The organism is Niabella agricola (assembly GCF_021538615.1).
GTDB classification, from domain to species: domain Bacteria; phylum Bacteroidota; class Bacteroidia; order Chitinophagales; family Chitinophagaceae; genus Niabella; species Niabella agricola.
This window is the reverse complement of record NZ_JAJHIZ010000003.1, coordinates 3,311,621-3,332,043: the sequence shown is the minus strand read 5'-3', so window position 1 is coordinate 3,332,043 and position 20,423 is coordinate 3,311,621. Positions and strand designations below refer to the sequence as shown.

At 47.6% G+C, this 20,423-nt stretch carries 19 protein-coding genes; 10 read left to right on the top strand and 9 right to left on the bottom strand.

Annotation, left to right across the window (positions count from 1 at the left end; translation table 11 throughout):
* Positions 1-157 precede the first annotated feature (157 nt).
* The 4 genes from LL912_RS19330 to LL912_RS19315 are packed head-to-tail and all read left to right on the top strand — an operon-like array spanning position 158 to position 4,995.
* Positions 158-1,669, top strand: a complete 1,512-nt coding sequence (locus tag LL912_RS19330) for a PQQ-dependent sugar dehydrogenase (protein ID WP_235555248.1) — start codon at positions 158-160, stop codon at positions 1,667-1,669.
* A 6-nt stretch (positions 1,670-1,675) separates the two neighbouring features.
* Positions 1,676-2,908, top strand: coding sequence for an Nramp family divalent metal transporter (locus LL912_RS19325; RefSeq protein ID WP_235555247.1), 1,233 nt, complete (start codon positions 1,676-1,678; stop codon positions 2,906-2,908).
* Between the two features lie 7 nt (positions 2,909-2,915).
* Complete coding sequence (locus LL912_RS19320) at positions 2,916-3,935, top strand: NAD-dependent epimerase/dehydratase family protein (RefSeq protein WP_235555246.1); 1,020 nt, start codon at positions 2,916-2,918, stop codon at positions 3,933-3,935.
* Position 3,936: 1 nt separating this feature from the next.
* Positions 3,937-4,995, top strand: a complete 1,059-nt coding sequence (locus LL912_RS19315; protein ID WP_235555245.1) for a dihydrodipicolinate synthase family protein — start codon at positions 3,937-3,939, stop codon at positions 4,993-4,995.
* 237 nt (positions 4,996-5,232) lie between these two features.
* On the opposite strand, the gene LL912_RS19310 is transcribed toward LL912_RS19315, so the two are convergent.
* The 4 genes from LL912_RS19310 to LL912_RS19295 form a co-directional block, all read right to left on the bottom strand.
* Positions 5,233-6,768, bottom strand: a complete 1,536-nt coding sequence (locus LL912_RS19310; protein WP_235555244.1) for a S10 family peptidase — start codon at positions 6,766-6,768, stop codon at positions 5,233-5,235.
* Between the two features lie 87 nt (positions 6,769-6,855).
* Complete coding sequence (locus LL912_RS19305) at positions 6,856-7,767, bottom strand: hypothetical protein (RefSeq protein WP_235555243.1); 912 nt, start codon at positions 7,765-7,767, stop codon at positions 6,856-6,858.
* A gap of 75 nt (positions 7,768-7,842) precedes the next feature.
* A complete protein-coding gene (gene kbl, locus LL912_RS19300; protein WP_235555242.1) occupies positions 7,843-9,030 on the bottom strand; it encodes a glycine C-acetyltransferase in 1,188 nt (395 codons plus the stop codon).
* A 392-nt stretch (positions 9,031-9,422) separates the two neighbouring features.
* On the bottom strand, positions 9,423-10,955 hold the full coding sequence (locus LL912_RS19295) for a helicase HerA-like domain-containing protein (protein WP_235555241.1): 1,533 nt from the start codon (positions 10,953-10,955) through the stop codon (positions 9,423-9,425).
* A 224-nt stretch (positions 10,956-11,179) separates the two neighbouring features.
* On the opposite strand from LL912_RS19295, the gene LL912_RS19290 reads away from it, so the two are divergent.
* From LL912_RS19290 to LL912_RS26285, 5 genes are all read left to right on the top strand, one after another.
* Positions 11,180-11,575, top strand: a complete 396-nt coding sequence (locus tag LL912_RS19290; protein ID WP_235555240.1) for a hypothetical protein — start codon at positions 11,180-11,182, stop codon at positions 11,573-11,575.
* A 113-nt stretch (positions 11,576-11,688) separates the two neighbouring features.
* Positions 11,689-11,994: a hypothetical protein gene (locus tag LL912_RS19285; protein WP_235555239.1), complete on the top strand. Its 306-nt coding sequence runs from the start codon at positions 11,689-11,691 to the stop codon at positions 11,992-11,994.
* On the top strand, positions 11,994-13,037 hold the full coding sequence (locus LL912_RS19280) for a radical SAM protein (RefSeq protein WP_235555238.1): 1,044 nt from the start codon (positions 11,994-11,996) through the stop codon (positions 13,035-13,037). The genes LL912_RS19285 and LL912_RS19280 overlap by 1 nt, the downstream gene beginning before the upstream one ends.
* A 247-nt stretch (positions 13,038-13,284) precedes the next feature.
* A complete protein-coding gene (locus tag LL912_RS19275; RefSeq protein WP_231005291.1) occupies positions 13,285-13,983 on the top strand; it encodes a response regulator transcription factor in 699 nt (232 codons plus the stop codon).
* A 402-nt stretch (positions 13,984-14,385) separates the two neighbouring features.
* Positions 14,386-14,625: a transposase gene (locus LL912_RS26285; RefSeq protein ID WP_406603617.1), complete on the top strand. Its 240-nt coding sequence runs from the start codon at positions 14,386-14,388 to the stop codon at positions 14,623-14,625.
* Positions 14,626-14,693: 68 nt separating this feature from the next.
* Here the strand turns inward: LL912_RS26285 and ruvB are convergent, their stop codons facing one another.
* Positions 14,694-15,731 (bottom strand): Holliday junction branch migration DNA helicase RuvB, encoded by a 1,038-nt coding sequence (ruvB, locus tag LL912_RS19265; protein ID WP_235555236.1) that lies wholly within the window; start codon positions 15,729-15,731, stop codon positions 14,694-14,696.
* Positions 15,732-16,054: 323 nt separating this feature from the next.
* Here ruvB and LL912_RS19260 point away from each other — a divergent pair, with 323 nt between their 5' ends.
* Positions 16,055-16,549 (top strand): hypothetical protein, encoded by a 495-nt coding sequence (locus LL912_RS19260; RefSeq protein WP_235555235.1) that lies wholly within the window; start codon positions 16,055-16,057, stop codon positions 16,547-16,549.
* Between the two features lie 5 nt (positions 16,550-16,554).
* Here LL912_RS19260 and LL912_RS19255 read toward each other — a convergent pair whose 3' ends face one another.
* From LL912_RS19255 to rnc, 4 genes are all read right to left on the bottom strand, one after another.
* Positions 16,555-17,754 carry an aspartyl protease family protein gene (locus LL912_RS19255; protein WP_235555234.1) on the bottom strand — a complete coding sequence of 400 codons (1,200 nt, stop codon included), beginning with the start codon at positions 17,752-17,754 and terminating at the stop codon, positions 16,555-16,557.
* 42 nt (positions 17,755-17,796) lie between these two features.
* The gene (locus tag LL912_RS19250; RefSeq protein ID WP_235555233.1) at positions 17,797-18,975 is read right to left on the bottom strand and encodes a cysteine desulfurase family protein; all 1,179 of its coding nucleotides are present in this window, start codon (positions 18,973-18,975) and stop codon (positions 17,797-17,799) included.
* Between the two features lie 60 nt (positions 18,976-19,035).
* A complete protein-coding gene (locus tag LL912_RS19245; RefSeq protein ID WP_235555232.1) occupies positions 19,036-19,554 on the bottom strand; it encodes an LIC11966 family surface protein in 519 nt (172 codons plus the stop codon).
* Between the two features lie 135 nt (positions 19,555-19,689).
* Complete coding sequence (gene rnc / locus LL912_RS19240; protein WP_235555231.1) at positions 19,690-20,418, bottom strand: ribonuclease III; 729 nt, start codon at positions 20,416-20,418, stop codon at positions 19,690-19,692.
* Positions 20,419-20,423: the final 5 nt, after the last annotated feature.

The following is a 20,423-nucleotide window of genomic DNA, read 5'->3' as shown; positions in this document are numbered from 1 at the left end:
AATATAATATATTTATTATCAACATATTAAGAATACACTCTTTTAAAAGTCATAAAGCAATCAGTAAAATGTATACAAAATAATTAGATTTTTGTATATAAAATTAAATAATTAGATTTGGTTTAGAATCATAAAACAACGCTTAAAATTCGACTTTATGCGGCTTGCAGCACTACCTGTTTTATTATCAATGGCAGCTCTTTTTGTATCCTGCCACAACGAAAAGAAAAAAGAACCGCCGGTACTGAATACAATCCAGTTGGGGCAAACAACCTTGTCTCTTACCCGGGTAGCAAACCATCTGAATGTTCCCTGGGATCTGCAATACGACCGGAAAGCGCATGCCATCCTGTTTTCCGAGATCGCCGGTGTGATCAAGCGGCTGGACCTCAACACTTATAAAGTGTCTCCTGTTGCACGTATAACTGATGTATACCATCAGCGCACGACAGGTCTGCTGGGTATGGCCCTGTATCAGCCAGAACAAGGGCCGGATTACCTGTTTTTGTCCTACACCAGCAAAACGGGTGACCGCATTTATTCAAACCTATTACGTTATACATATAATAATGGAAAACTAGAGGCGCCGCTGCGCTTACTGCGCATCCCGGGTAACACCGGGCACAACGGCTCCCGCGTGCTGGTAGCTAAGGATCAAAAAGTATACTGGGCCACCGGCGATGCTGCCAGCGATAGCTTTGCGCAGGACAGTACTGCGTTGAATGGAAAGATCCTGCGTTTAAACCTGGATGGCAGTATTCCAAAAGATAACCCCATTCCCAGCAGTTATGTATACGCCTGGGGGTTCCGCAATATGCAGGGACTCACCCAATCGGAAAGCGGCGCCATTTATACTTCTGAACATGGAGATGCCATTGAAGACGAGATCAACCTGATCCGCCCGCTGCAAAACTACGGTTGGCCGCAGATCGAAGGGAAACACGACACCGAAAAAGAGATCGCGATTGCAAAAAGATCGCCCCGCACAGAACCGGTGCGGTCCTGGACACCGGTTATTGCACCCGCGGGCCTGGCCTGGTATGGTTCAGATGCCATTCCCGAATGGAAGAATAGTTTACTATTGACCACCTTGAAAAGCCAGTCGCTGCGGATCCTTCATCTTTCTGCCAACGGACTGCAGATCACGGATGAAGCCATTCTTTTTGCCAATTACCTGGGACGCTTGCGTTCCGTATTGGTATTACCGGATGGTACCATCTATTTTTGTTCGAGCAACCGGGACTGGAATCCGCAAAAAGGATTTCCCAAACCCACTGATGATGGCATTTATCGTTTGCAAAAAACAACCGATACTACGGCCCCCGTATTACGGCCCCAAAAGTCCCCGGTCCTGCAGGAACAGTCTGGCAAAGCCTTATACGAATCCTACTGTGCCTCCTGCCATAAAACAGATGGCAAGGGGCTGTTGAATACGTTTCCATCCCTTGCCGGTTCCCGGCTGGTAAACGGCGATGCAAATAAATTACTGCAGGTGCTGCTGCACGGAGCAGGCGGAAAAGCATCCGACGGCATTTCCTACGAAGCTTCGATGCCCGCTTTTGCATTTCTGAAAGACGAAGAGATCCGGGTGCTTACCAACTATATCCGAAGCAGCTTTGGTAACGCAGCCAGCCACATCTCATTGGAAACAGTAAAAAACAACCGGTAAATCTATATGCAGACCGCTCCTTCCAACAAACCCTCCTTTTTTAAAAAATGGATCTCCATCCTGGGGCCGGGGATCATCACGGCCGCGCTGGTATTTGGTCCCAGCAAAATGACCATTACTTCTAAAATGGGCGCCGATTATGGCTTCAGCCTTATCTGGGTGATTGTAGCCGCCATTTTTTTTATGATGGTTTTTACCAATATGGCCGCCCGTATCGGAGCGCAAAGCGATGTTTCGCTGTTAACACTGATCCGCAATAAATTCGGTAAAGCCACGGCTGCCATCATCGGTATCGGCATTTTCCTCGTAGCCGTCTGTTTTCAATCTGGTAACGCTACCGGCGTAGCGCTGTCGCTTTCCGAATCGATGGGTATTCCTCCCAAAATAAGCATCCTTATTTTTACCCTGATCGGCATTCTACTTCTGTTTTTCCGCTCTTTTTTCCTGGTACTGGAAAAGCTGATGCTGGCGCTGATCATTATCATGCTGTTTGCATTTTTATCTACCGCCGTCATGTTGCGTCCATCTCTTGCTGAGATTGCCGCAGGCCTGGTGCCCCGCATTCCGGATGGAGCACTGGGACTGGTAATCGCATTTACCGCTTCCTGCTTTTCCATCGTGGGCGCTTTATATCAAAGTTACCTGGTACAAGCACGCCGCAAGCTGTCGCCCGGCGGGCAACTTTCCGGCAATGAGATCCTGGGCAGCCGCGTGGGCATCATCATCCTGGGGTTAATGAGTACCGCCGTATTGATCTGTGCCGGTAATATCCTGCACCCCCAAGGCATCAAGATCAACTCCGCTGCAGAAATGGGAAAAGCCCTGGAACCTCTGCTGGGTAGTTATGCTTCCCATCTCTTTTTTGCCGGTTTGTTCGGTGCTTCTTTTTCTTCGCTGATTGGCAATGCCGTACTGGGTGGTTCCCTGTTGGGTGACACATTTGGCTTTGGCAACAACCTGAACAATACAACAGTAAAACTATTTATTTCGCTGGTAATGATCTTCGGCTCGGTCATCGCTTATGTATTCGGCAGTCTTCCGCTGGAGCTGATCGTATTTGCCCAAAGCATCACCATCTTCCTGGTACCGTTTATCGGCATTATCCTTTTCCTGGTGGCCAACGATCCGGTAATCATGAAGGAGCAAAAAAACAAACCCTTAACAAAGGTTTGGGCGATTATAGGCCTGGCCATACTGCTAATCCTGGCCGTTAGCAATTTTATTAAACTCGTAAAGTAATCCGTTTATGCAATCGAATTTACAACAACTGGAAGAGGCCCTTTTGGCTCCTTCCGCCGCATTGATTGAAGATCTGAAGCACATAGAGGGCGACCTGATGCTGCTGGGTGTGGGCGGCAAAATGGGGCCCAGCATGGCCCGCCTGGCGTTAAGGGCCATCCGCGAAGCCGGGCTCACAAAAAAAGTGATCGGCGTTTCGCGCTTTTCATCCGGAACCTTGCAGCAGGAGCTTGAGGCCATCGGCGTGGAAACCATCGCCTGCGACCTGCTGGATGATGCGGCCCTGCAGCAACTGCCCCGGGTGCCCAATATCATTTACCTGGCGGGATATAAATTTGGCACCAGCGGTAATGAAGATTTTACCTGGGCGATGAATACGTTCCTTCCCGGACGAGTGGCTATGCATTTTAAAGATGCGCGGATCGTGGCCTTTTCCTCCGGTAATGTGCTCCCGTTCGTTCCGGTAACAGATGGGGGCGTTTCGGAGGAAACGGCACCGGCACCCATTGGGGAATATGCGCAGTCCTGCCTGGGCCGGGAACGCATTTTCCAGTATTTTTCAAAGAAGAACGGCACACCGGTGCTGATCTACCGGTTGAATTATGCCGTTGATTTCCGGTACGGGGTGCTGGTGGAGATCGCAAAATCCGTACTGGCGGAAAAAGCAATCGACCTCACCACGGAGAACGTCAATGTGATCTGGCAGGGCGATGCCAATGAAATTGCGTTAAGATCATTACGGCACTGTACATCACCGGCTACCGTGTTAAACGTTACCGGTCCGGAGATCTTATCCGTTCGATGGATCGCGCAGCGTTTTGGTGAACGGTTCAACAAAGTGCCGCAATTCATCAACCAGCCCGCCCCAACGGCCCTGCTGAACAATGCTTCTGCCTGTCACAAACTGTTTGGATACCCCCGCACTTCGATCCGGGAGGCCATAGACATCACGGCCAGATGGTTGCTCGAAGGCGGCGAATTATGGAATAAAGACACTCATTTTCAGGAACGAAAAGGAAATTTTTAAAATGAATACATTAACAGCCGAACTGAAGGCCCATCTCCATACCGGCGTGGTGATTCCCGCTCATCCCCTGGCATTGTTTGAAAACCGCACTATTGACGAGGAACGTCAGCGCCTGCTCACCAAATATTACCTGGCCAGCGGCGCCGGCGGTATTGCCGTTGCCGTTCATTCCACGCAATTCGAAATCCGGGATCCGGCAATCAACCTGTTTGAAACCGTATTGCAATGGGCTTCCGAAGAAGTGGCCCGGGCAAAACTGACCAGGCCCTTTATAAAGATCGCCGGGATCTGTGGTTTCACCGCCCAGGCAGAAAAAGAAGCCCGGCTGGCGGTTCAATACGGGTATGATATGGGATTGCTGAGCATGGGCGGTTTGCAAAACTGGACGGAGGAACAGATCCTGGAACGCACCAGAATTGTCGCCCGCATCCTACCCGTGTTCGGGTTTTACCTGCAACCCTCTGTGGGCGGCCGGGTCTTTTCTTATGATTTCTGGCGGCAGTTTGTGGAAATCGAAAACGTAATGGCGATCAAATGCGCCTCCTTCAACCGCTACCAGACATTGGATGTAATGCGTGCCCTGGCTAATTCCGGGCGGAGTAACGAGGTAGCCATGTATACCGGTAATGACGACAATATCGTAAATGACCTGATGACCACTTACCGGTTTCCGGTAAACGGAGAAACGGTTGAGGTGGACTTTAAAGGCGGCCTGCTGGGCCACTGGGCGGTATGGACGCAAAAGGCTGTACAGCTGCTGGAAGAAATCAAACAATACAAACAAAATCCTAATCCTGATCAGGCGGATGCATTATTATCAAAGGCGATAAAAGTTACCGACAGCAATGCAGCTTTCTTTGACCCCGCACATCAGTTCCATGGCTGCATTCCCGGCATTCATGAAGTACTCCGGCGGCAGGGATTGCTAAAAGGGATCTGGTGCCTCAACCCGAATGAAGTGCTTTCACCGGGCCAAAAAGAAGAAATTGACCGGATATACCGGGATTACCCGGAATTGAATGATGATGCCTTTGTGAGTGATTTTTTATCGGGTCGATAGATCATAAAACAGTTCCTGCCCGTGCAGTGAGGGCACAGTACGGGACGGACGGCGCCGGCTATCTTACAGGTGACGCAACATGGGAGGCTGCAGCAACGCTATACGAGGTATAGCCCTGTGTATTTTGTGTATTCTCAGTACCTTGAAGCTTTAGTAGGAAAATGTCACGAAGGGAGTATGCGGACCCAATACCTTAGCGTGTCTCAGTGCCTTGGAGTCTTGGTAGCGAAAACCTGCTTAATACTTTGCGGCCTTGCTGGGGATGGATGCTTTGATAAACTGCCGGATCTGTTCCGTGCTCGTTTTCAGATCTTCCTTGCGCAGGTACATCATATGCCCGCTGCGGAACCCGGCCCATTGAATCCGGTCTTTTAACCGGCCGGAGGGGTCCATCTGCCACAGGTTGTATTTAGCATTAAAATAATCACAGGCGCCGTCATAGTACCCGGATTGTACCAGCAGGTGCAGATAAGGGTTGCTGGACATCGCGCTGCGCAGGTTCTCGCCGGTACGGTCGTTGTTGTCATCCCAGGGATATACCGGTCCGAAAACATTGTATGGATAATCCGTTTTATAATCCAGTTCATTCCGCAGGTACATATTGACCGGTGGTGTAAAGGCATGCAGCCAGGCGGTAAGCTCGGCATTAAAATCCGGCCGCTCACCGGCATCCTTTTTATCAATGCCCTTGTAGCGCGAATCCAGCCGGCCAATGGTGAATCCTTCATTACGCAGCAATTCCTTCCAGAACAGGTTGGGTGAAATATCAAGATTATTCTGCAGGATCACCTGTTGCGATAAGCCCGAATAGGCAGCCATTTTTTCTGCGATGGACCTTTTGGTGGCATCTTCCAGCAGGCTGCCCTTATTTAAAGCAGGCAGCAATTGGTTCATGGTAAAGTCTTCTACTTCCGGCAGAAAAGCCTCCAGTTCTTTTTGCTGAAAGGTTGCGGCCAGCTTTTTATGATACCAGGCTGTTGCTGCAAAATAGGGCAGCCGTAAGGCTGCATCGGTGGCGGTTCCACGCTCAATACCCAGTGTGGTGGGCGATACCAGGACGACTCCATTCAGGTACATCCAGTGTGCCTGCTGCAGCTCCAGTGCCAAGCCCGAAACCCGGGTAGTACCATAGCTTTCCCCGATCAGGTATTTGGGCGATCCCCAGCGGTCATAACGGGTAACAAAGGTATTGATCCAGTCGGCCAGGTATTTGATATCCGCATTGACGCCAAAGAATTTCGTCTTCGGTACATCTTTGCCTACAATCCGGGAATAACCGGTATTGACCGGATCGACGTATACGATATCCGCAACATCCAATATTGAATATGGGTTCTCCTTGTAACCATAGGGTTGTACCGGGTAGCCTTCATCATCGATATTTAACAACACAGGACCGGTATAGCCGATATGCATCCAAACAGAGGCAGAACCGGGCCCGCCGTTAAAAGAAATCACCAACGGGCGACCTGCTTTACCAATATCGCTGCGTTCGTAGTAGGTAAAGAATAAACCAGCAATGGCTTTCCCTTCCTCATCCCAAACCGGAAGGGTACCGGCAACCGCTTTATATGCCACTTTCTGACCTTTAATGGTCACCGTATGATTGGTGGTCACCACGGCATCCGGGTTAAAGCTCAGATCCGGGGAAGCATTCTTCCGGGCATCCGCAGGCGCTTCCTGCTTTACTGGTGCCGGTGCCGATTTGGGAGCCTGGGCAGCCATGTGAAGTACTGAAAGCGTAGCAAAGCAGCAGGAAAGAAACTTGTTCATGATGATTTTTTAATGCGAAAGAATGGATCAAACCTACAGATTTTTTTTAAAGGAACAGCTGTCATTTATACCAGCGGTGAAACCGGTTTATGGTTTCAGTAGCTGGTTTAAGAAATAAGACAATCCATGAAAATGATCTACATGATCCGGAGCAGCATTCCCGGCAAAGCCCAGTACTTTAAAGTTTCCCCTGCCAGCCTCACTGATCTGCTGCATGCCTCCCGGACCATTTTTCAAAACGGGCCGGGCTTTTAGCTGCAACTGCCGCAACAGATAGTCCGCTGCTTCGGTCGTGCTTACAAAGGTTCCGGGGAAGATTTCAGAATGCGTAAAGAGCATTCGCTTACCGGTAGCCGGCCGCACCGCTTCCCGGGCAAAAGCCAGAAAGGGCACAAAACCGGTTGTATCAATCAAACCGCCCTCGGCCAGTACTTTTCGTTCCGGTATATAACTGGTGTGCAGGCCATCCAGCAGCACTACCGTGTTTACCGATTCAAAATTACCCGGGTCAGACAGAATACTTCTGATGGCACCATAGCCGGCGCTAAACCCGCTTAGGATGATCCTGTGCCGGCGGATCTGGCTTCCCAGCTGCTCCTGAACAGAATGCCATACCGCTGTTACCAGCTTTTTGAATACTGTATCATTTTGAAAAGGCCGGGCATAAGCACCGGACCCCGACCCCAGGTTTACCGATACGGCAATGAGGTTCGTCTTGGATGTTTCAGCAGCGTAGGCCGGCACATAGTGCATTCCATGAAAGTGGACCAACAGATCGGCCCAGGCAGCTTTTTTTAAGCGTTCTGGAATATGCACAGATACCGGTTTGGTTAAAATACTGTCCAATGTATAGTCAATCCCTTTTTGCAGATCAAAGGAGATCCGCTCATGTTTGCGTACGGTTTCCTGCATCGGTGAGGGATACTGATCGGGTATTTTTACAGACTGGGCAGCGGCCACCTGAGCAAACAGTACAATTCCAACAGACAAGTATTTCATATCGTATTTTTAAAAAAGGTTCACAAAAGCCCTGCGTGGCCTCGGTGAACCTTTTATTATCAGCAATCACTTTTTTTATTTCAGCACGCCCAGCTCTTTGCCCACCTTGGTAAAAGCAGCAATGGCTTTATCCAGATGTTTCTGCTCATGGCCGGCGCTCAACTGCACCCGTATCCGCGCCTGGCCTTTCGGCACTACAGGGAAAAAGAAGCCGATCACATAAATACCTTCCTCCAGCAGCTTCGCCGCAAAATCGGCCGCCAGTACCGCATCATACAGCATGATGGGTACAATGGGATGATCACCCGGCTTGATATCAAAGCCCGCTGCCGTCATTTTTTCACGGAAATATTTTGTGTTGTATTCCAGTTTATCCCTTAACTGCGTAGAAGAAGAAAGCATATCCAGCACGGCAATGGAGCCGCCTACAATAGAGGGCGCCAGGGTATTGCTGAACAAATACGGTCTTGATTTCTGGCGCAGCATATCAATGATCTCCTTCCTCCCCGAAGTAAATCCGCCCGAAGCACCGCCCAGAGCCTTGCCCAGTGTACCGGTAATGATGTCGATCTTTCCCATTACCCCACGGTATTCATGCGTACCCCTGCCAGTTTTTCCTAAAAAACCGGAGGAATGACACTCATCGATCATGATCACGGCGTCATATTTTTCGGCCAGCTCCACAATTTTGTCCAACTGGGCAATGGTTCCGTCCATACTGAATGAACCATCGGTAACAATGATGCGGCTGCGGGCCCCGGAAGCCTCTTTCAGCTTCGCCTCCAGGTCTTCCATATTATTGTGCTCGTACCGGAAGCGCTGTGCTTTGCAAAGCCGCACCCCATCAATAATACTAGCATGATTCAGAGCATCGGAAATGATTGCATCCTGTTCGTTGAACAGCGGCTCAAAAACACCACCATTCGCATCAAAGGCTGCCGCATATAAGATGGTATCCTCTGTACCCAGGAATTCAGAGATCTTTTGTTCTAGTTCTTTATGGATATCCTGCGTGCCGCAGATAAAGCGTACACTACTCATCCCGTATCCACGGGCATCAATAGTAGCATGTGCTGCTTTGATCACTTCCGGATGGGAAGAAAGCCCCAGGTAATTGTTTGCACAGAAATTGATCACTGTTTTACCATTCACCAGTATTTCCGCGCCCTGTTCACTTTCAATGATGCGCTCTGTTTTATACAAACCGGAAGCCTTGATCTCTTCAACTTCGGCGCCGATACGTTTTGTAAAATTCTCGTTCATATAACATTAATTTAACTGTGCAGCATAATGGGGCACTCCGCAAAGGTGTTGAAAAAAGACTTACAAAAGAAGGGTTTCCGGCCATTTGTTCAATCGGTTGAGCAATTCCAAGCGATGATCTTTATCCGGAAAATTTGTCTCCCAATCGTATTTGACTGTTTTTATAATCTGCAACAACCTGTGTTGTTGATTGCCATGAAAATAAAAATAGTTGTACTAGCGCTTTTGGATACACTGACAACCGCCGATCTGCATGCTCAACGGGATGATTTTTGTCTTTCGGCGCCCCTGGCTATTTACCGGAAACGTTTTACCAAATATTCGGGAAAGACTTACCCATTCACAACGGTCGCTGTACCAGGGATACTACATTGACTATTCAATATGCTACATCAAAAGAAGCCCTTTTTCCTCCTGCCGCCCAAGCCGATAGCTCCCAGTAATGAACGTACGATGGTATTACCCGCTGTGCGGGCCATACTCTTTACGATCGGGTTATCAAAAAAACCTTTTTCTTCAGCCGCTCTTGCAGGCTTTGCTTCCTCATCCTGCTGTGCCGCCTTTTCTGCCGCATCATTGAGTTTCTGCGACAGGATCTCGTAAGCGCTTTCATTGTCGATTTCCTCGTTATAATGTGCAGCAATTTTTGACGCGGCAGTAATGGCAGTAATTTCGGCATCTGTTAATACATCCATACGGCTTTGCGGTGCCCGCAGCATACAATGTACCAATGGTGTAGGCACGCCTTTTTCATTCAGCATCGTAATCAGCGCTTCTCCAATACCCACCTGTGTCAGCAGTTCATCCGTTTGATAAAAACTGCTGATGGGATAGTTTTCCGCTGTTTGTTTAATCACCTTACGATCTGCTGCCGTAAACGCCCGCAATGCATGCTGCACCTTCAATCCCAGTTGCGCCAGTATAGAAGCCGGTACATCCATAGGGTTCTGTGTACAGAAAAATACCCCGATCCCCTTGGAACGGATCAGCTTCACGATCGTTTCCAGCTGGTTCAGCAAGGCTGTACTCGCTTCATTAAAAATCAGGTGGGCCTCATCAATAAAGAGCACCAGTTTGGGCTTATCAAGATCGCCCGCTTCAGGAAGGGTGGCATATAATTCCGCCAGCAGTTGCAGCATAAACGTAGAGAACAGCTTTGGCCGGTCCTGCAGATCCGTAACCCGTACAATGGAGATCATGCCCCGCCCATCATTGCTGACCCGCATCAGGTCGTCTACGTCAAAGCTGCGCTCGCCAAAAAACAGGTCGGCGCCCTGTTGCTGCAGTTCGATTACTTTCCTGAGGATCGTTCCTGTAGAGGTGGTCGAAATTTTTCCATAGGTTTTTTCAAGCTCGGCTTTTCCTTCATCGCTCACATATTGCAACACCTTGATAAAATCTTTAAGATCCAGCAGCGGTAATTTGTTATCATCACAATATTTAAAGATAAGGGCCACAAAGCCGCCCTGGGTATCATTCAGGTCCAGGATCTTCGAAAACAACACCGGCCCGAATTCGCTTACCGTAGCCCGCAATCGTGTCCCTTTTTCTTTACTCAGTGTAAGGAATTCAACCGGGTATGCTTCCGGTTTAAACGTAATATCAAGCTTCTGGCAACGCTCTGTAATTTTATCATTCACCGTACCGGTGGCACCAATACCACTCAGATCACCTTTAATATCCATCAACAATACCGGTATGCTTGCATCACTCAGCCCTTCTGCCAGCACCTGCAGGGTTTTGGTCTTACCGGTTCCCGTAGCACCCGCAATCAACCCATGCCGGTTCAAGGTTTTAAAGGGAATGTTTACATCGGCCTCCGGCACCACTTCACCATTCAAAATGGCCCGGCCTATTTTATAACTTTCTCCTTTAAAGGTGTAGCCGTCTTTAACGGCCTGCAAAAATTGAGCTGTATCCGCCATAAATAAATATTTGGTAGTGCAATATTCCTTAAGTTTTTTGAAAAAAAGAATAAAATTCCATACCCCCGGAAATTAGAACCTATTCTTGTTAAACCTGCCTGTAACACCGCTAAAGCCATAAAATACGTAGAAATACGGTAGAAAAATGCGCAGATATACCCTGGTTGGGCCTGGAGGCAGCTGGTAATTTTGAGTTATAAACATATTCATTAAAACGCAGTATTATGAAATCAACATTATTCTTTGCGGCAGTAATTGTATTAAGCATCGCCGGCTGTAAAAAAAAGAAAGAAGATACGCCCGCTCCTTCGGTAGTAGGTTTTTGGGAAGGCAAGTATGGTTCCGGCAGTGCTGTACCCAATATGCCCTATTTTTTCCTGTACCGTTCCAACGGCACGGTGCGCGTATACGCAGATGCCAGTGATACTGCTACAGCAGGCAAGGCAGAAGGCACGTATATTGTTACCGGTAATACCATAAAAACAACCTACACTTATCCGCCCAGTACTTCTTATTCAACAACAGCCGCTGTTGATGCCGGTTTTACCACTATGGACGGAACCTGGGGCTCCGGTGCCAACACCAGCGGTAATGGAACCTTCCGTATTTTCAAAAAGTGAGCACTCAAAGCCATTTTTTGATACATAGAGGAGTACTCCGAAAATCCCAAACAGAGTAAGACGTGGACGCTGAAAAACGACAAGAGTAGGCATCATTGATTAAAACACAAATCATGGACAACATTAAAGAATTTGAAGCCGGATTGCTGAAAAAGCTGGATGTAAAAGACATCGACAAAAATGCAGTCCGAAACATTTCAAAAGAGATCGTCAATCTTAAAAAGAACGGCCTGCTGATCGATCAGGTTTTTGTAAAAGGCATACCCCGGCTGGACCGCTACATCATCAACGGTATTGTTGATCCTGAGTTCTGGAGCAAGTTCAACAACGTAGGAGGAATCTTTTCCCGGTTTGAAGTGTTCCCCTATGGTGTCATTGCCCACCAGAGTTTTAAATTCACCGCAGAAATTGAACGGTGATGAATGCCTGTTCAGGAAAAAGGAGCACTGCAACGGCAGCTCCCTTCCGAACGATTCAGCTGCATCCTACCCGGAGGTGCAACCTCTGCTGTAAGCATTGCTACTCCAGCTCTTCGCCTTTGCTGAAAGAACAGCTGGACCTTGGTGCGCTAAAGGATTTTTTAACCTATGCGTATAAGCAGGGTTTTAACAATATTTCCTTATCCGGAGGCGAACCATTATTATACAAAGACCTTGAAGCGTTGCTGCAGTTTACGAAAGAGCTGGGTTATAACAACACTATGGCCACTAATGGTATGCTGCTGGGCTCCCACCGCAACCAGGCGCTGTTGCAATACCTGGACCTGGTTGCGGTGAGTGTGGACGGGCCACCGGTGCTTCATGACTATATACGCGGACAAAAAGGAGCTTTTGAAAAAATGCTGCAGGGGATCGATGTGCTGCAACAACACAACAAACCCTTTGGGTTCATTCATACCGTTACGCCCGAAAGCTGGAAGGAACTGATATGGCTGGGGACATTTGCGGCCGACATGGGTGCGAAATTACTGCAACTGCATCCCCTGGAAATGTTTGGAAGAGCCCGGCTGGAGCTGCCACAATGGATGAACGGCGATCTGCAACTACATCGTACCTATATCCTGGCCAATTATCTCAGCAGCAAATACCAGGGACGTATGGTGGTACAGGCAGACCTGTTGCACCGGGATTACCTCGAATCCTTTCCGCAGATCGTAAACGGCTTTGCAAGAAGCTGCAACGATAAAAACCGGCTCGCGCATGTGATCGATACGATTGTGATCGACGAAAAAGGAGACATCACCCCATTTGCCTATGGTTTTGATCCGCAGTTCTCCATTGGCACAATCAATGATTTTGATGATACCTTGTTCGACCGGTACCTGGCACATAACGCGCAAAAAATTGAACACATGCTGCAGCATACACTTTCCGGTATCTTTCAAAATAAGGAACAGGACATCATTAACTGGAATGAAGTATGGGTTTACAGCAGCCGGTCCCCGTTCCAGGCATCTGCCTGATATAAAAGCCCTGTCATTACCGGCCTATTGCCACGCTGCCTTCCGTTGATGCCCTGCTTCCTGATAACCGCCTCTTTTTTCCGGTACGCTCATTTATAAAACAGGCCGCGCCTGTAACCAGGGCGGTATTCCTTGTAACAACTGGTACAGGATACCGCCTGCTTTTTAACAAAATATTCGTTTCCATTTGTTAGTGTATTAAAAAGCATTAACTTTATTTGCCATCTAATAACATAAACACAGCAACATGGAAACAAAAAAACCCAGAATATTATTGTGCGAAGATGATCCGAACCTTGGCAATGTGCTGAAAAATTATCTGGAACTGAATGATTATGATGTAACCCTGGAGCGGGATGGACGCCTGGGACTGGCGGCTTTTCAGCGTGAAAAATTTGATCTCTGCCTGCTGGATGTTATGATGCCACATATGGACGGCTTTACCCTTGCAGAAGAGGTACGTAATGTAGATCCCGATATTCCGTTGTTTTTCCTGAGCGCTAAAACGATGAAAGAAGACATTATCCAGGGATATAAACTGGGTGCGGATGATTATATTACCAAGCCTTTTGACAGCGAGGTATTGCTGTTAAAAATCAAAGCCATCCTGAAACGGAACGAAGAGCTGAATAAGGAAACGGAGAACAAAGAATACCAGCTGGCCAGTTACCATTTTAATCCCAAGCTGCGGCAGCTGACCCATAACGACAATACGCAAACACTTTCTCCAAAAGAGAATGAATTGCTGAAGATGCTGGCTGAACATTTAAATGACCTGCTTCCCCGCGAACAGGCCTTAAAAAAGATCTGGGGCAGCGATACCTATTTTAACGGCCGGAGCATGGATGTGTATATTGCCAAACTCCGCAAGTATCTGAAAGACGATGAAAAGATCGAGATCGTAAACATTCACGGAAATGGTTTCCGTTTGGTGGTGCAGGATTAGGCCTCTGAATAAAAAACATTTCACAAGGTGCCTCAAGACTTGAGGCACCTTTTTTATTAGGACTGATGAGCAAAACCATTAGGGATTCCTGGTTTCATTTTTTTTAGCCCGCGGTTTAAACCACGGGCTAAAAAAATGAAACGATCGATTCAAACCGTTTTAACGGTTTCTTTGTATATTCACAGTACCTATGTCACACTCCTTCAACAAAATATTAATCTATGCAAGATGGAGCACGAAAGAGCGGCAACCGCTTATTTTGCCCAAATCCGAACCGGAGATACATGGTTTCATGAAACAACAGCTAACAGACCTTGGCTGTTACGTGTTGATCATTAATGGTATGCCCGATCATTGCATTGTCTTTTTTTATTAAATCCGGGTAAGAATATTACGGAGGTCGTGAAACAGGTAAAGGGAAGCACATCGCATTATATCAACCAGCAAAATTTTATACCCGGAAAATTTGCATGGCAAACAGGTTATGCGGCACTTTCCAAAAGCGAGTCTGTAAAAGACAAAGTTTTTGAATATATCCGCAATCAAAAAGCACATCATGCGAAACAATCATTCCAGCAGGAGTTTGATCAGTTTCTAAAACTTTATGGTTTTGGAAATGAGTCAGCAAATTCCCCATCATAGCAACGGCTTCAGATAACATCCCACCACTTGTTTTCCTGCAGTTTCAATACGGTCTGTTTAAATAGTGTTTACAGGCCCAGCTCCAGGTTCATTCCACCACGGCCTCCCGGTCTCTTCCCCAAATGCTCATAGGCTTTATGCGTTACTTCCCTTCCCCGTGGTGTGCGCTGCAAAAATCCTTCCTGTATTAAAAAAGGCTCGTATACTTCCTCAATGGTGCCGGGTTCTTCGCCCACTGCAGTGGCAATCGTTGTAATGCCCACTGGTCCGCCTTTAAATTTTTCGATAATGGCCAGCAGGATGCGGTTATCCATCTCATCCAACCCGTATTCATCTACACTCAACGCTTTCAGCGCGTGTTGCGTAATGCCGATATCGATGATCCCGTCATTCAATACCTGGGCAAAGTCACGCACCCTTCTTAAAAGCCCATTGGCGATCCGCGGTGTGGCCCGGCTTCTGCGGGCGATTTCCGCCGCAGCATCTTTTGAAATGGTAACCCCCAGGATCTGGGCGGAACGCATAAGGATCTTCTTTAACGTATCTGCATTATAGTATTCCAAGCGTGATTTTATGGCAAAGCGCGACAGCAGCGGGGCAGTCAGTAACCCGCTCCGGGTAGTGGCACCTACCAATGTAAACGGGTTCAGGGAAAGCTGGATGCTCCGGGCATTGGGTCCGCTATCCAGCAAAATATCCAGCCGGTAATCTTCCATGGCTGCATATAAATATTCTTCCACCACTGTGCTCAGCCGATGAATTTCGTCAATGAATAATACGTCATTGGGTTCCAGCGAGGTCAGCAATCCCGCCAGATCACCCGGTTTTTCAATCACCGGGCCGCTGGTTTCTTTGATATTTACCCCCAGTTCATTGGCCACGATCCGCGACAGCGTGGTTTTTCCCAACCCCGGTGGGCCATGAAAAAGGATATGATCCAGTGCCTCTCCCCGCATCTTTGCGGCCCGTATAAAAATCACCAGGTTCTCCACCAATTGCGGCTGACCTGCAAAATCTTTTATCTGCCCCGGCCGGATCGTGTTCTCAAAATCACTTTCCAAAGCGCTCAATCCCTGCTTCTCTTTATTTAAATTGGGGTTACTCATTGTAGTCCAAAGATATCATAAATAAAAATGGAAGCAGAGGTCCGATGCAGGAACAACCGGTTTTTTTCACAGGAAATATTGAATACTTTCACCCCCCTGTATTGTATTTGCAGCAATGAAAGAAGCGTGCGATTCTGCGCTCCCGTAACAGTATCGTTGCTTCGGTCCTTATACTGTGGGACCGTATTACCGGACAATTAAATTGCAAAATAAATAATTAGTACCCAATAGGTTACTCCGCTTAAACGCAATCGTTTTCCGGAAAAGCAACCGGATCTGTTTCGTTTTTTGTATTTTGGCCGTCTATAGTACAAAAAGCAGCTATGCGACTCTTTTTTTATTTATCTGTTTTACTTTTATCACTAACTCAGTGCAAAAAGACCTATACCGGTCAGTTGCAGTATAGCAGTGACATCAAAGGTCCCTCCGGGGCAGCAGGCGCTACAGGTGCCTGCCCGGGACCGAATTGTACTTCTGTGCAGTTTTTTGTGGAACTTACGGATAAAACTACCGGCGCCAATTATATCACTGTCAATAATATTACTGTTACGGATATCGAACTCCGGAGTGCTTCCAACCAGGCGATCAGCTCTAATATTTCTGTGGCTTCTCCGGGTAACCTGAAAAATGTGATTATCTTTCCCATGCCGGACAGAACGCGGTTTTATCTTAAGATCAAAACCATGTTCCTTGAGGTATCCTATAATTCTGCACTTAACAGCTCCGGGATCTATGAAATCAGTCAGGTAAAAGTAACAAATCACAGTTCCACTTTTGAAAAAATTACGGGCGGATATCTTTTAAGAATTTCCTTATAAGACGCTTATTTCTTCGAAATATTGATCACATTCATCACGGTTGACAGCAGTTCTCCGTTTCTGCGGTAAATGATCTTTACTTTTCCGTAGGTTGACTGGAGCGCCTGTTTGAGATCATCCAGTTGTAATCCAAACTTATTATTGATGGCAAGAATCTCATCGCCTTCTTTTAACCCTGCTTTCTCTGCCGGAGAGCCGGGAGGTATTTTACCGGTAACGGCCATGCCATCTATCAGATACAGTTCAATACCGGAGTACGCATAATCAAAAGGCGATGTAAAAAAGCGGTTAGGGGTGAGATGGATCTGCTGTTTTTCATAATTCAGGATCACGTTGAACCTCCGGAAAATCTCGTTCCCGATCAATCCACCCAATGAAGGGTACGAGGTTACATTATAATCGTCATTAAAGATATTTACTGGCACGTTCCGGAACCTGTACGGACCGATACGCAGGGATTTCATTACCGTCAGGTACATATCCACTCTCCCTCCCAGGCCCTCGCCCTGCTTCAGATACCGTTTCCGCCTCGTCTTCAGGAAAGCGCTGTCGTTTACAAAATCGTCGGAAAATAAAACGGTCAGCCCCGCTCCCAGGTCAAACAAATAGTTAAATCCGCTTTTGCGGTTATCGCTGATCGTAGATTTCAGGTAGGGAAGCATCCGTATATAGGGCCGCAGCAGGTATCCGCCCTTGGGATACTTCAGGGTACCCCTGGTGTAAAAACCAATTTCCTGCTGTTCATAGTTGATCTTCAGGATATGCCGGCTCAACACAGAATACCCGATAATACCATCGATCTTTTGCCCGTACAGGGATGTAAGCACTTCATAATCGATGATATGAAAATCCAGACTATCGATCTCATAGTCGCCCAGGTGCAGGCTCCGGTTTTTTAAAAAGCCCACTTTGCGCACACCGCCAATACCGCGGATGATCCGTTCCGGCGGACCCGGTTTGAGCCCCAGGCTTTCCACGGTTGTAGAGTCGAGCGAAATACCACCGCTTCCCGTATCCAGTATAAAATTGAGTGAATCTTTAAAATTATCCAGCAGGGCTTTAAATACGATTACGCCTCCGGTGAATTGTACAAAGGGAATGGTGACCAGGTGTTTGCTGGGCGGGTCTATAAATTCTTCCTGTGCTTTTGTTTGTAAAAAGCAGCAGCAAAAAAGGAGTGTGCAGAGTAAACGCAATCGTACCATTCATTCATGATTAACCAGCCCGTTATTAAAGTTAGCAAAAAATCAGTCACGAAGCTGCCAGGCGGGGCTGTTCATTCTTAATGTGTGGATGGCTTCTCTTACAAAGCGGATGGCATGGTCTATTTCTTCGGCGGTAGTATAACGACCGCAGCTAAAGCGGATGGCGGCTTTTGCACGGGCATCCGGTAACTGCATCGCCTTTAAAACATAGGAAGGATCCAGTGACCCGGAGGTACAGGCCGATCCGGAAGAAACAGCCAGGTCTTTATTGAATGTCGACAGCATTTCGTTGCTGTTCAGGTAACCGAAGGAGGCATTGCATATCTGTGGCAACCGTTCGGATGCAGCCCCGTTGATAGCTACATCCGGAATGGTAAGCAAGGCCGTTTCCAGCTGATCTCTAAAGGCGCCGAGACGCAGGGCTTCTTCCGGCATGGCTTCCCTGCAAAGGGCCGCGGCTTTTCCAAAACCCACAATGCCCGGTACATTCAGGGTGCCGCTCCGGATTTGCTCCTGTTGTCCGCCACCGGTGATTTGGGCAATCAGTCTTGCACGCGGATTTTTACGGCTCACATATAAGGCACCCGCTCCTTTAGGACCATACAATTTATGACTGCTGAACGCCATCAGACCCAATCCCGCGGTTTTAACGTTTACAGGAACCTTACCAGCGGCTTGTGTGGCATCCGAAAAAAACAATACCTGGTGTTTCCGGGCAATAGCACCGATCTCATTGATGGGCAGGATGACACCGGTTTCATTATTGGCCCACATAACTGCTATAAGAATGGTGGTGGATTTGATAGCGGCCTCAAGTGCCGGTAAACTTATCTGCCCGTTTACATCTACATCCAGATAGGTAATTTCCGTTCCTTTTTTTTCCAAAGCCCTGCAGGTGTCCAGCACGGCTTTGTGTTCCGTTTTAACCGTAATGATATGCCGCCCGGTTCCGGCATATAAATCACAAATGCCCCGTAATGCCAGGTTGCAGCTTTCGGTAGCTCCGGAAGTAAATATTATTTCGCCAGGTTCGGCACCAATCAGCGCGGCCACCTGTTGCTGCGCCGTTTCTACGGCGGCCTGCGCCTTCCAGCCAAAAGCATGGCTCCTGCTGGAAGCATTGCCATAATACTGCGTAAAATAGGGCAGCATGGCCTCCACTACCCGGGTATCACAGGCGGTTGTGGCGCAGTTATCAAGATATATCGGAAACTGGAGCATGCCTCAAAGCAAAAGCGCTGCCGGGTTCTTTCAACAGCGCTTTTGCTAAATTAAGGAAAATTATTTTGCAAGCTCGCCGTCTGGCTGAATCTGATTCTTTGCTGCAAAAGCTTCCCGCTCTTTCACAAAGGCGTCATCCGCCAGGGTTTCTTCTTCCTGGAGTTTAATGATCAGTTCATTCACTCTATTATCTGCCAGGGTGGAGTCTTTTACTTCTTTATAAACCCTTGCAATTTCTGTATAAGATCCGCTGATCGATCGCTTGTAAAAATCGGCCAGCCGGATGGCTGCATCGCGGTAGCTGGTATTTCCCTTATAGTCCGGAAGCTCTTTGAGACTTTTTGTAAGCGAGTCGATCTGCTGTACAAATTTTCCGAGGTTAACGGCCGAGTCTTCATTGCCGGTTGCCTTCTGAGCTGCAAATAACGTTTGTTGCATCTGGTTGATGCGGGAGATGATATACTGATCATAATCTCCTGCTTTGGCAAAGCCTTTTTTGCCGGAGGCGCCACAGGCTGCAAGGCCCACAGCAAACACGGTAAAGGCGATGGCCATCGTAAAAAATGATTTCTTTTGCATAATTGTCATTTTAAATGAACGGATCCCCCGACGATGCATGGGCTCAGGTAATCAGGCGGACCATAAATGTACCGGTGCAGCCCTTCCGCATAAAACAGGATATGCCGGCTGTTCCGGTTTGTACGGATTAACGGTTTAAAGGCCCTCCTCGTTATTATTAATTCCAAGAGAATTTACGGCGAGACTGGCCGCTATCTGGGAAGCATCTTTTTTATTAAATGCTTTTCCCTGTGCTATAATTTCTCCATCAACAACTGCACCAATTGTAAACAACCGTCGTCCATTTTCCAGTTTTTCTTCAATGGTTACAAATTCCAGTGTTTTTCCCTGCTTGTTTGCCCAGCCGTATAACTTGTTTTTGTGATTGATTTCCCGCAATTCCAGTTCATCCATGAACATATGCGGAGCAATAATGTAATTATACACCCATTTGCTGGTTTTTTTATAGCCAAGATCCAGGTAGATAGCCCCCACGAGGGCTTCCAGGGTGTTTCCGAAAATATGACTGCCTCTTAATGTATGGTCCTGTTTGTTAAAATGGGCGATTTTTTTCAGATCCATTTTCAGGGCTACTTCGTTCAGCTGCTGGCGGTTCACCATTTTGCTGCGCATTTCGGTTAAAAAGCCCTCCCCCTGGTAAGGATATCGTTTAAAAAGATAATCGGCCACCAGGGCACTTAACACGGCATCGCCCAGGTATTCCAGCCGCTCGTTATTTTCATCTACGTTTTCTCCAAGCGAGCGATGGGTCAGTGCTGTTTTGTATAAAGAAATATTATCGGGTGCAAATCCCAATATGTTTCGCAACTGCCTTTTTAAGGCGGCATCATTTTTTTCCTTAAAAATCCCTCTTATAAAATTCACAGATG

Coding starts and splice junctions, on each gene's coding strand:
- LL912_RS19330 (WP_235555248.1), top strand. CDS start 158: ATGCGGCTTGCAGCACTACCTGTTTTATTATCAATGGCAGCTCTTTTT.
- LL912_RS19325 (WP_235555247.1), top strand. CDS start 1,676: ATGCAGACCGCTCCTTCCAACAAACCCTCCTTTTTTAAAAAATGGATC.
- LL912_RS19320 (WP_235555246.1), top strand. CDS start 2,916: ATGCAATCGAATTTACAACAACTGGAAGAGGCCCTTTTGGCTCCTTCC.
- LL912_RS19315 (WP_235555245.1), top strand. CDS start 3,937: ATGAATACATTAACAGCCGAACTGAAGGCCCATCTCCATACCGGCGTG.
- LL912_RS19310 (WP_235555244.1), bottom strand. CDS start 6,768: ATGAACAAGTTTCTTTCCTGCTGCTTTGCTACGCTTTCAGTACTTCAC.
- LL912_RS19305 (WP_235555243.1), bottom strand. CDS start 7,767: ATGAAATACTTGTCTGTTGGAATTGTACTGTTTGCTCAGGTGGCCGCT.
- kbl (WP_235555242.1), bottom strand. CDS start 9,030: ATGAACGAGAATTTTACAAAACGTATCGGCGCCGAAGTTGAAGAGATC.
- LL912_RS19295 (WP_235555241.1), bottom strand. CDS start 10,955: ATGGCGGATACAGCTCAATTTTTGCAGGCCGTTAAAGACGGCTACACC.
- LL912_RS19290 (WP_235555240.1), top strand. CDS start 11,180: ATGAAATCAACATTATTCTTTGCGGCAGTAATTGTATTAAGCATCGCC.
- LL912_RS19285 (WP_235555239.1), top strand. CDS start 11,689: ATGGACAACATTAAAGAATTTGAAGCCGGATTGCTGAAAAAGCTGGAT.
- LL912_RS19280 (WP_235555238.1), top strand. CDS start 11,994: ATGAATGCCTGTTCAGGAAAAAGGAGCACTGCAACGGCAGCTCCCTTC.
- LL912_RS19275 (WP_231005291.1), top strand. CDS start 13,285: ATGGAAACAAAAAAACCCAGAATATTATTGTGCGAAGATGATCCGAAC.
- ruvB (WP_235555236.1), bottom strand. CDS start 15,731: ATGAGTAACCCCAATTTAAATAAAGAGAAGCAGGGATTGAGCGCTTTG.
- LL912_RS19260 (WP_235555235.1), top strand. CDS start 16,055: ATGCGACTCTTTTTTTATTTATCTGTTTTACTTTTATCACTAACTCAG.
- LL912_RS19255 (WP_235555234.1), bottom strand. CDS start 17,754: ATGGTACGATTGCGTTTACTCTGCACACTCCTTTTTTGCTGCTGCTTT.
- LL912_RS19250 (WP_235555233.1), bottom strand. CDS start 18,975: ATGCTCCAGTTTCCGATATATCTTGATAACTGCGCCACAACCGCCTGT.
- LL912_RS19245 (WP_235555232.1), bottom strand. CDS start 19,554: ATGCAAAAGAAATCATTTTTTACGATGGCCATCGCCTTTACCGTGTTT.